This is a genomic window from Haloferax sp. Atlit-12N, from assembly GCF_003383095.1.
Taxonomy (GTDB): Archaea; Halobacteriota; Halobacteria; order Halobacteriales; family Haloferacaceae; genus Haloferax.
Genome location: NZ_PSYW01000001.1, coordinates 1,542,656 through 1,554,043 on the forward strand (window position 1 = coordinate 1,542,656; position 11,388 = coordinate 1,554,043).

8 protein-coding genes are annotated in these 11,388 nt (G+C 65.7%); 5 read left to right on the plus strand and 3 right to left on the minus strand.

Annotated features, from left to right (window positions below):
• The first annotated feature begins 171 nt into the window (after positions 1–171).
• The 4 genes from C5B90_RS08145 to C5B90_RS08160 all read left to right on the plus strand — a co-directional run bounded on the left by C5B90_RS08145 (position 172) and on the right by C5B90_RS08160 (position 7,592).
• Entirely contained in the window at positions 172–1,671 is a 1,500-nt protein-coding gene (locus C5B90_RS08145; protein WP_115880483.1) for a phenylalanine--tRNA ligase subunit alpha, read from the plus strand.
• Positions 1,671–3,434: a phenylalanine--tRNA ligase subunit beta gene (gene pheT / locus C5B90_RS08150; protein WP_115880485.1), complete on the plus strand. Its 1,764-nt coding sequence runs from the start codon at positions 1,671–1,673 to the stop codon at positions 3,432–3,434. The genes C5B90_RS08145 and pheT overlap by 1 nt, the downstream gene beginning before the upstream one ends.
• A gap of 249 nt (positions 3,435–3,683) precedes the next feature.
• On the plus strand, positions 3,684–4,889 hold the full coding sequence (locus tag C5B90_RS08155; protein ID WP_115880487.1) for a PLP-dependent aspartate aminotransferase family protein: 1,206 nt from the start codon (positions 3,684–3,686) through the stop codon (positions 4,887–4,889).
• A gap of 90 nt (positions 4,890–4,979) precedes the next feature.
• A complete protein-coding gene (locus C5B90_RS08160; protein ID WP_115880489.1) occupies positions 4,980–7,592 on the plus strand; it encodes a valine--tRNA ligase in 2,613 nt (870 codons plus the stop codon).
• A 66-nt stretch (positions 7,593–7,658) separates the two neighbouring features.
• Here C5B90_RS08160 and C5B90_RS08165 read toward each other — a convergent pair whose 3' ends face one another.
• The 3 genes from C5B90_RS08165 to C5B90_RS08175 form a co-directional block, all read right to left on the minus strand.
• Positions 7,659–9,023, minus strand: a complete 1,365-nt coding sequence (locus C5B90_RS08165; protein WP_255566823.1) for a DUF6498-containing protein — start codon at positions 9,021–9,023, stop codon at positions 7,659–7,661.
• A 94-nt stretch (positions 9,024–9,117) separates the two neighbouring features.
• The gene (locus C5B90_RS08170; RefSeq protein WP_115880492.1) at positions 9,118–10,173 is read right to left on the minus strand and encodes a quinone-dependent dihydroorotate dehydrogenase; all 1,056 of its coding nucleotides are present in this window, start codon (positions 10,171–10,173) and stop codon (positions 9,118–9,120) included.
• 60 nt (positions 10,174–10,233) lie between these two features.
• On the minus strand, positions 10,234–10,431 hold the full coding sequence (locus tag C5B90_RS08175) for a hypothetical protein (RefSeq protein WP_004044784.1): 198 nt from the start codon (positions 10,429–10,431) through the stop codon (positions 10,234–10,236).
• A 238-nt stretch (positions 10,432–10,669) separates the two neighbouring features.
• On the opposite strand from C5B90_RS08175, the gene C5B90_RS08180 reads away from it, so the two are divergent.
• Positions 10,670–10,984 (plus strand): non-histone chromosomal MC1 family protein, encoded by a 315-nt coding sequence (locus tag C5B90_RS08180; protein WP_115880494.1) that lies wholly within the window; start codon positions 10,670–10,672, stop codon positions 10,982–10,984.
• The last annotated feature ends 404 nt before the right edge of the window (positions 10,985–11,388 follow it).

Sequence of the window (11,388 nt, forward strand, 5' to 3'; positions counted from 1 at the left end):
GACCACTGACGGGTTCGGATTTTTCTTTCTGACCGCCTGAGGTCGGCGGACTCCGGTCGGGCGTCACCGCGCCCGCCGGACGAAACCGACCCCGCCGGTCAGCCCCGCCAGCGCGGCGAGGCTTCGAAACTGCTAACCGACCACCAGACGGCTAACGCCACAACGAACCAGATGCGACTTCCGGAATCACAGGTCGCGGTGTTGAACGCCGCGAGCGCCACCGACGAACGAACGATTGCACAGCTCGCGGAGGCGACAGACCAGAAGCCCGAAACCGTGACGGGCGCGGTCTTCGACCTCCGCGACGAGGGACTCGTCTCGGTCACCGAGACCACTGAGGAGTCCGTCGAACTGACCGACGAAGGTGCGGAATACGCCGACGAGGGCCTCCCCGAGGTCCGTCTCTACCGCGCCGCGCTCGACGTGGGCGACGGCGACGCGGTCCCGATGGGACAGGTCATCGGTGCGTCCTCCCTCGGCGGCCCGCAGGTCGATATCGCGCTGTCGAACTTCGCGCGCAAGGGCTACGGACACATCGACTCGGGCGAACTCGCGCCCGACGCGGACGCCGACCCCGACGCCGACGAGGAGGCCGCCGCGCTCGCGGCGCTCGACGCGGGCGAGTCCGTCGACGCCGACGTGCTCGACCAACTCGAATCGCGGAAGCTCGTGGTCCGCCACGAGCGCACCATCCGCGCCGTCACCCTCACCGACGAGGGCGTCACGGCGCTGATGGAGGGCGTCGAGGCGGCCGAGACGGTCGACCGCCTCACCCCCGAGATGCTCACCTCCGGCGAGTGGGAAGACGTGGAGTTCACCGAGTACAACGTCGAGGCCGACGCGCCCGAGGCCCGCGGCGGCAAGAAGCACATCCTCCGGCAGACCGCCGACCGCGTGAAGGACGTGCTCACCGGCATGGGCTTCGCCGAGATGGAAGGCCCACACGCCGACGCGGACTTCTGGATCAACGACTGCCTGTTCATGCCGCAGGACCACCCGGCGCGCACCCACTGGGACCGCTTCGCCCTCGACGTGCCGCCGATGGAGGACATCCCCGAGGACCTCATCGACAACGTCCGAGACGCCCACCTCAACGGCGTCGGCGACGACGGCGACGGCTACCACTCGCCGTGGTCCGAGGACTTCGCGCGGGCCATCGCGCTCCGCGGCCACACCACGTCGCTGTCGATGCGCTACCTCTCGGGCCACGAGGTAGGGGAGCTAGAGCCGCCGCAGCGGTACTTCTCGGTCGAGAAGGTGTACCGCAACGACACGCTCGACCCGACGCACCTGCTGGAGTTCTACCAAATCGAGGGCTGGGTGATGGCCGAGGACCTCTCGGTGCGCGACCTGATGGGCACCTTCGAGGAGTTCTACTCCCACTTCGGCATCACGGACATCCAGTTCAAGCCGCACTACAACCCCTACACGGAGCCGTCGTTCGAGCTGTTCGGCCGACACCCCGAGACGGGCGAACTCATCGAAATCGGCAACTCCGGTATGTTCCGCGAGGAGGTGCTTCGCCCGCTCGGCGTCGAGTGCGACGTGATGGCGTGGGGCCTCGCCTTAGAGCGCCTGCTGATGCTCATGTACGGCTTCGACGACATCCGCGACGTGCACGGAACGCTGTGTGACCTCGACCTGCTCCGCGAGACGGAGGTGCTCAAGTAATGCCCGTAGTCGACGTTCAACCCGACGAACTGCGCCGCCTGACCGGCCACGAAGACAAGTCCGACGAGGAGTTCAAAGACGACCTGTTCGCGCTCGGACTGGAGTTCGAGGGCGTCACCGACGACGGGGCGTTCCAACTCGAGTTCGGTCCCGACCGCCTCGACCGCCTGTCGGTCGAAGGCGTCGCCCGCTCGCTTCGATACCAGTACGGCGACGCTCGCGGCGTCTCCGTGCCGAACACGAACGACCCTGACTGGACCTTCGTCGTCGACGACGACGTTCCCGACGAGCGCCCGTACGTCACGGGCGCGGTCGTCCGCGGGGTCGACCTGGACGACGCGGCGCTCGACTCGCTCATCCAGTTGCAGGAGAAACTCCACGCGACGATGGGCCGCAAGCGCGCCAAGGGAGCCATCGGCATCCACGACCTGACGATGCTGAAAGGCGACGTACTCTCGGAGAACGCCTCCGGCAACTCCATCACGTACACGGGCATCGAACCCGACGGCGACACCTTCGTCGCGCTCGACTCCAACGACGAACTCACGCCCGCCGAGGTGCTCGAACAGCACGACACCGGGCGGAAGTATGCCGACCTCGTGAGCGAGTACGACCGCTACCCGGCCATCTACGACGAAATCGGCCTGTTCTCGTTCCCGCCGGTCATCAACGGCCGCCGGACCGAGGTCTCGACGGACTCTCGCGACCTGCTCGTCGAACTCACCGGCACCGACCAGTGGACCATCGACCGGATGTGCAACATCATCTGCTACGCGCTGGCCGCCCGCGGGGCGACCATCGAGGAGGTCGAGGTCCAGTACGAGACTGGCACTGTCACCAAGCCCGACTTCGAAGTCGAGACGAAACACGTCTCCCACGACCGTATCGAGACGGTCCTCGGCGTCGAGTTGGAGATGGACGAGGTCATCGACCTGTTCGAGCGCTCCGGCCTCGACGCGAACGCCGAACTGGGCGAGGAGACCGTCTACGAGGTCTCCATTCCGCCGTACCGCGTCGACGTGCTCCACCCGCTCGACCTCGTGGACGACGTGGGCCGCGCCTACGGCTTCAACGAACTCGAACCGCGCTACCCCGACGTGGGGACGGTCGGCCAGCGCCACGAGCGCTCCCGACTCGAAGACGCCGTCCGCACCTCGCTCGTCGGCCTCGGCTTCGAGGACCTGCTCAACTTCCACATGATTTCGGAGGAGGAGAACTACGAGCGCATGGACGTCGAGGTCGGTTCCGACGTTCCCGCGAGCGAAGCGAGTGGGAGCTCGCCGGAACAGCGTTCCGGCGGTGTGCTCGGCGGCGGCGAACCCGCCTCCATCACCGAACCCTACAGCGAGGACTACACCATGCTTCGGACGTGGGTGTTGCCCTCGCTGACGATGGTACTGGAGAACAACACCCACCGAGCGTACCCGCAGGACCTCGCGGAAATCGGCCACGTGGCCCACCGCGACGACGACGAGAACACCCGCGTCGCCGAGGCCCGTCACGTCGCGGCCGTCCTCGCCCGCCACGACGCGACCTACGAGGACGCGAAGGCCCGACTCGCGGCGCTCTGCCGCGACTTCGACGCGGAACTGGAGACGCCCGCGACCGAGCACCCGTCGTTCATCGACGGCCGCACCGCCGCAGTCGTCATCGACGGCGAGGAAGTCGGCGTCGTCGGCGAACTCCACCCGAAGGTCATCGTCGACCACGACCTCGAACTGCCGGTCGCGGCGTTCGAATTCGACCTGTCGGCGTTGGCGTAGGCGTTCCGGCGGTTGTTTTTGGTCCAGATTTTTGCGCGACGAGCGGTGCGAGTCGCGGAAAAAGGTGGGAGCTTCGACCTGTCGGCGCTGGCGTAGGAGTTCCGGCGGTCGTTTTTGGTCCGGATTTTTGAGAGTCCACGAACCGAAACCGAATAACCTCGGGTAATTTCACACCGCCAGTAATTCTTTTCGTGCATTTGGTCAGAACGCGATAGAAACCTTTAGGACGCGAGTCGTCGCGTTTCCTGTATGAACGATAATGATGTTCGTCGCGAGACGCTGGCGGTGACCCACGGCGAGCGCGGGCAGGCCCCGGCCCCGGGCGTCGAGGACGTCGTCGTTCCGGTCCACCTCTCGTCGACCTACTCGGTGCCGAGCATCGACCCCGACGCGGACCTGGAAACGCTCGACCCCGACGCGGGCGAGTACCTCTACTCGCGGCTGTCGAACCCGACGCGGAACGCGCTGGAACACCGGCTCGCGGCGCTCGAAGGGGCCGACCACGCGCTGGCGTTCGTCTCCGGCACGGCAGCCATCGCCGCGACGATGACCGCGGTGGTCCGGCCGGGGGACCACATCGTCGCGTTCGAAGACCTCTACGGTGGGACGAAGACGATGCTCAACCGGCTGTTCGCCGACCGGCTGAACGTGGACGTGTCGTTCGTCGACGCCACCGACCCCGAGAACGTCGCGGCCGCGATGCGCGAGGAGACCGCGCTCGTCTGGATGGAGACGCCGACGAACCCGCTCATGCACCTCTGCGACATCGAGGCCATCGCGGCCATCGCCGACGAGGGGGACGCGGTCTTCGGCGTGGACAACACCTTCCTCAGCCCGCAGTTCCAGAACCCGCTGTCGCTCGGGGCCGACGTGGTCGTCCACAGCACCACGAAGTACCTCAACGGCCACTCCGACTCCATCGGCGGCGCGGTCGTCACCGACCGCGAGGACGTACTGGAGGAGCTCACGTTCCTCCAGCGCGTCGGGATGGGGTCGATGCTCTCGCCGTTCGACTCCTATCTGACGCTCCGGGGCATCAAGACGCTCCCGCTCCGGATGCGCCAGCACGAGGCCAACGCGATGGAAATCGCCGAATTCCTCGAATCCCACGAGGCCGTGACGCGGGTGCTGTACCCGGGGCTGGAGTCCCACCCGCAACACGACCTCGCGGCGCGCCAGCAGTCCGGATTCGGCGGCGTGCTGTCGTTCGAACTCGACACCGACCTCGACGGGACCGCGGAGTTCCTCGGTGAACTCCGGGAGTTCCCGCTGGCGGTCAGCCTCGGTGGCGTCGAGAGTCTCATCGAGCACCCGGCGACGATGACCCACTCGCCGCTCTCGCAGACCGAACGCGACGCGCTCGGCATCTCCGATTCGCTCCTCCGGATGTCCGTGGGCGTCGAGCACGTCGACGACCTTCGTTCGGACCTCGCGTCGGCGCTGTCGGTCCTGTAGGTAGTCACCGCTCTCGCGCCCGAATTCCGTTCCCTCGGGCACTTAACCGAGGCGTTTAACAGTCCGCCCGGCTGTAGGTACGCCAACGCAATGCCGAGCGGAGAATACGATCCGGAAACCGTCGAGGCGAAGTGGCAAGAGAGGTGGGTCGACGAAGACCTGTACGCGTACCCGGAGCGTGCGGTAGACCCCGACACCGTCTTCTCTATCGACTCACCGCCGCCGACGGTGTCCGGGAGCTTGCACTGGGGCCACGTCTACGGCTTCACCCTCCAGGACTTCGTCGCCCGGTTCAACCGGATGCGCGGCGACGAGGTCTACTTCCCGTTCGGCTACGACGACAACGGCATCGCGTCGGAGCTCCTGACCGAGGACGAACTCGGCATCAAACACCAGGACTACGAGCGACGCGAGTTCCAGAAGCTCTGCCGCGAGGTCACGGCGGAGTACGAAGGCGAGTTCACGGAGAAGATGCAGAACCTCGGCATCTCCATCGACTGGGACCAGACGTACCAGACGATTTCGCCCGAGGTCCAGCGCGTCTCTCAACTCTCCTTCGTCGACCTCTACGAGAAGGGTCGACAGTACCGCCAGCGCGCGCCAGCCATCTGGTGTCCCGAGTGTGAGACCGCTATCTCGCAGGTCGAGACCGAAGACGACGAGCAGGGCTCGCACTTCCACGACATCGAGTTCGGCGTGGCCGATTCCGAGGAGTCGTTCGTCATCTCCACGACGCGCCCCGAACTGCTTCCCGCCTGTGTCGCCGTCTTCGTCCACCCCGACGACGACGACAACGCGCACCTCGTCGGGCAGGAAGCCGAGGTCCCGCTGTTCGGCCAGCGGGTTCCCATCCTCGAAGACGAGCGCGTCGACCTCGAGACGGGCACGGGCCTCGTCATGTGCTGTACCTTCGGCGACCAGACCGACATCGAGTGGTATCAGGCCCACGACCTGCCGCTCCGCGTCGCCATCGACGAGTCCGGCACGATGACCGAGGAGGCAGACGAGTACGCCGGTCTCTCCGCCGACGAGGCGCGGGAGGCCATCGTCTCCGACCTCGACGACGCCGGGGCGCTCCTCGACAAGCGCGCCATCACGCACACGGTCAACGTCCACGAGCGGTGTGGCACGAGCGTCGAGTTCCTCGTCAAAGACCAGTGGTACATCAAACTGCTCGACAAGCGCGAGGAGTACCTCGAAGCCGGTGAGCAGATGGACTGGTACCCCGAGAAGATGTTCACGCGGTACAAGAACTGGATAGAGGGGCTCCAGTGGGACTGGGCCATCTCCCGACAGCGCTCCTCGGGGATTCCGTTCCCCGTCTGGTACTGCGAGGACTGCGAGCACGTCGTCGTCGCCGACCGCGAGGACCTGCCCGTCGACCCGCTTTCGGACGACCCGCCGGTCGACGCCTGTCCCGAGTGCGGCCACGACGAGTTCGCCGCCGAGGACGACGTGTTCGACACGTGGGCCACCTCGTCGCTCACGCCCCTCATCAACGGCGGCTGGGACTGGAACCCCGAGACGGAGGAGATGGAACTCGACCGGCCCGAACTCTACCCGTTCGACATGCGCCCGCAGGGCCACGACATCATCTCCTTTTGGCTGTTCCACACGGTCGTCAAGTGCTACGAGCACACCGGCGAGGTCCCGTTCGACAGCGTCATGATAAACGGGATGGTCCTCGACGAGAACCGCGAGAAGATGTCGAAGTCCGTCGGCAACGTCGTCTCGCCCGACGAGGTCTTAGAGAAGTTCCCGGTCGACGCCGCCCGCTACTGGGCCGCCGGGAGCGCCGTCGGCGACGACCTGCCGTACCAGGAGAAGGGCCTCGTCGCGGGCGAGAAGCTCATGCGGAAGCTCTGGAACGCCTCCAAGCTCGTCGAGAGCCTCACCGAAGACGCGCCCGCCGAGTTCGACCACGACGACCTGAAGGCTATCGACCGCTGGCTTCTGGCCTCGCTGGACCGCGAACTCGAGTTCGTCACGGAGAAACTGGAGAACCGCGAGTTCTCGAAGGCGCGCGACCGCCTGCGTAGTTTCTTCTGGCACACGTTCTGTGACGACTATCTCGAAATCGCCAAACAGCGCGTCCGCGAGGGCGACGACCCCTCGGCGGCGTACACGCTCCAGACCGCCCACAAGCGGTTCCTGACCTGCTTCGCGCCCATCCTCGCGCACGTCACGGAGGAGCTATGGCGAGACATGTACGACGAGGCGAGCGTCCACGACCAGTCGTGGCCCGAACCGCTCGGCCTCGACGCCGACGTGGCGGCCGGCGAGACGGCGATGGCCGTCGTCGGCGCGCTCCGCAAGTACAAAAGCGACAACCAGCTCTCGATGAACGCCCCGGTCGACCTCGTGCAGGTGTACGGCGACATCCACGGCTTCGAGGAGGACGTGAGCGGCGTCATGCACATCGAGGAACTCGAACTCCTCGACGAGGAGCCCGAAATCGAGTCGGTCGTCACCGGCGTCGACCTCGACTACTCGCTCGTCGGCCCCGAGTACGGCGCGCAGGTCCCGGACATCGAGGCCGCGCTCGAAAGCGACGACTACGACGTCGAAGACGGCGTCATGCACGTCGCGGGCGTCGAACTCGACCCCGAGATGTTCACCATCGAGGAGTCCCGCGAGTACGTCGGCGAAGGCGACATGCTCGAAGCCGGCGACGCCATCGTCATCGTCCAGCACGCCGACTGAGGCGGTCGTTCGGTCGGTTTCGTTTTCGTTCTTTTCCCGGTAGTCGGTCGCCCAGCCGATGGCTCGTCAGTCGTCGCAGTTCGGAACCGATGTCTCGGTATCGGCCTCGGTCTCAGCTTCTGTCTCGGCCTCTGACTTGGCTTCAGCCTCAGCCTCAGCCTCAGCCTCAGCCTCAGCCTCGCCGCCGCCGTCGAAGGCGTCCAGCACCGCCGCCGCGTCTTCGACGTGGGGAACCGTCATCGGATGGTTCGCGTTCGCGTCGTCGGCGTTGACTTCCTCGGGGTCGGGGACGGTGAGTTGCATGTCCGGCCCCGTGTCCGCGTCCGTCTCGAACCGTATCGTCTCCGTGCCGAACAGGCGGTCGACGGCGTCGGTGGACACGCTGACGTCGGTGACGGCGTCGCGTTCGAGGCGGGCTTGGGGTTCGCCCAACAGCACGTCGTGAACGACGAGCACGTCGCCGTAGCACCGGAACTCGGCGGCCCCAGTGGCGAGGTAGCGGGAGGTTCCCCGGAGGGAACCGAACGCGGCGGCGAGGGCGAGCGGTGCGAGCGCGAACGTCCACGCGCCGAAGAAGACGAGCGCAGCGGCGACGCCGTAGCACCACAGCACGCCGCTGGTGACCGTGTACCGGAGGCTTCGGTAGGCCGCATCGGCGAGGGCGACCGCGCGAGCGGGCGTGGTTCGATAGGTCGGCGCTCTTTTCGGTTCCTCGACCGGAACTGGTTCTATCTCCGTCTCCTCGCTCCCGTAGAGGCGGTAGAAGACGCCTCGCTTTTCGCTCCGTTCGAGTTGGAGCGCGCGGAGGTCGTAGAGGAGTTTCAGGCCGACGAGCACCGCGAGGAACGCGACGTTATCGAACTCGACTGCGAACGGCCCGACGACGAACATCAGCAGTCCGACGGCGAACAGGAGTTTGAACGGGGGGAGGAGCACCGACCGAGGGGAGTGGTCGCGGTAGCCACCCGCCCCGAAGTAGCCGGTGATTGTTTCGACGCCCCGTCCGACGAACACGCCCACGCCGCCCAGAAGGATTTGCCCGGCGACCTCCTCGGTGACGACCGGGTCGGTCAGGCTGAACGTGAGGAACGCGACGCCGAGTTCGAGCGGGACGAGCAGGAACGCCGAGATGAGGAACGTCGGGACGTTCCGCGGGTAACACGGTGGGAGCGGTCCGGGGAGCGAGACCGACCCTCTCTTGGCCTGTAACGGGCCGAACAGTCGGTCGCCGTCGCCGATGGCGTTGTTGGGGCGCTTGGCCGCGAAGGGTATCTTCACGAGCGTCCAGCACAGCACGGCGGCGATTTCGGCGACGAACACGCCGAAGAGCACGGTCGGGGACCACCCGAGGAACAGGACGCCGACCGGCGCGACGGCGTTCGAGGCGAGGACCGCGAGCACGCCGGAGTCGCGAGTGGAAGGAGGGCGCACGTTTTGTCAAGCGACTGGATGGAAAATTAGTGTTCGGTTCGACACCGATACGCGGGCGGTTGGTTGTCGCAGTAGGTGGTCGTCGCGGACGACGCTACAGCCCCGACCCGACGGCGTCGGCCACGTCGTCGAAGCCGTCGCAGTCGAGCAGGTCGAGGAGGCCGCGGTTGATGTCGCGGGCGATAGACGGGCCTTCGTAAATCATGCCCGTGTAGAGTTGGACCATCTCGGCCCCGGCGCGAATCTTCCGATAGGCGCTTTCGGCGTCCGAGACGCCGCCGACGCCGACGATGGGCACGTCGGTCCGATCGGCGATGAAGCGAATCATGTTCGTGGCCTCGGCCTCGATGGGTTTCCCGGAGAGGCCGCCGCGTTCGGCACGGTTCGGGTTCCGCAGGGTGTCGGGCCGCGAGGTGGTCGTGTTGCTGGCGATGATGCCGTCGAGACCGAGTTCGTCGACGACTTCGAGCGCGTCCTCAACGGCGGGGTCCGGGAGGTCCGGCGAGAGTTTCACGAGAAGCGGGTCGGCGCCGGCGTCGACGAGCGTCCCGAGAATCGCTTCGAGCGAGTCGCGGTTCTGCAGGTCGCGGAAGCCCTCGCTGTTGGGACACGAGACGTTGACGACGAAGTAGTCCGCGCCGTCGGCGACGCGTTCGTAGGTGTAGCGGTAGTCGTCGGGGGCCTCCTCGGTGGGCGTCACCTCCGAGAGCGCGAGGTTGACGCCGACTGGGATGTCCGGGTGGGGTCCGGCGGCGAGGCGTTCTCCGACCGCGTCCGCGCCCTCGTTGTTGAGGCCCATGCGGTTGATGAGCGCCTCGTCTTCGGGGAGGCGGAACATCCGGGGGCGCGGGTTTCCGGGCTGGGGTTCTGCGGTGACGCCGCCGACTTCCACGTGGCCGAAGCCGAGCGCCGAAAGAACGGTGGGTATCTCGGCGTTCTTGTCGAATCCGGCCGCGACGCCGACTGGGTTCGGGAAGTCGAGGCCGAACGCGTTCGTCGCGAGTCGGGAGTCATTTACGCGGTAGCGCCGCTCTAAGAGCGGTTCGACCGGAGTGCCGCGAGCGGTCGCGAGCAGTCCGTGGATGGTCCGGTGGGCAGTCTCCGGTGGAAACGAAAAGAGGAGTGGTTTGGCGAGGTGATAAGGGTTCATTGCTGTCTGTCGTGCCTTCCGCTGGTGACGGGTCGGTTCGAGACGATACGTATCACGCGCTCAGAAGTCGTGTTCGACCTGGTCTGGGTCCGCTTTTTGGATGATGATTTTACCGTCCCGAACGCGGACGAACACCTCGTCGCCGATCTCCATTCCGGCGACCGCGAGTTCGTCTTCGTGGAGGTTGACATGGACGTTGTGGTACTCGCCGTTCTCGTCTTTGGCGCCACTCGGACTGAGCTTCTTTTTCCGGACCATCTGGGGGTCTATCCGTTGGTTCGCCGCAGGGGATACATAAGTGTTGTCTCCGTCCTCCCGGAGAGTGGTGATTTTCGCCGGAACCCGACCGTCTCGCAGCCAAGTCCGTCGCATCGTCGACGAGGTGAGTCGGCGCGCCGAACCGGTCGAGTATATAAGTAACACGGCGTCGTCGGTCGAAATTCGTCGATATATTTATCATGCGCCATGTGGTTCATTGGCATAGAGGTGGAAAATCATGGTACGCGAGGACGGTAAGCGGAACTTCGTGCTCCGAGAGGAGGACGGTACAGAGACGAGTGTGTTTTCGGGCAGTATGCCGAGACAAGCGGCGCTCAAGGCGGCCCGACGACTCGACCCCGCCGGGTCCGAAGACGACGCGAAGTCGGACGCGGTCGAGATTCAACTCCGGGAGAAGGGGACTGACAAGGTCCACATCTTCGACGCGTGGGCGTGGAACAGCAGCGCCCCCGAGGACAAGCCCGGCTGGATGGAAGGGAAGATCACCAAAGGAAACGTTTCTAAGAAAGGAATCGAGCACCTCGACGAGTAGCGCGACCGACGTTCACATTCTTATCGTGCGCACGCACGTGTAGCACTCGAGTCGTAGTGCAGTCGATACGCCTTTCAAACAGCGCCGCCAGCGTCTGCTTGCGCGACCGACACCCGGTCAGACCGAACGTACGACGCGGGGGATGACCGACCGGCCTCCAGTCGCGCGATATCTACGTTCTCGAGAGTTATCCGTCTCCCCACGAGTCTATCATTATTTTATGAGTAATCCCGCCATGAAACCGCATGACGAAGCGCCATCGGTTCGACGGTCTTTTATGTATCCCCGGCATTCGGATTAATGCGAAGAAGCGCACGGGGGCACTCCCCCCGAACGCTTCCACCGAACGCCCCGACCCAAGGTCGTCAGGCGCTCACCGGGATGACACACCTTCCCGGGGGTCG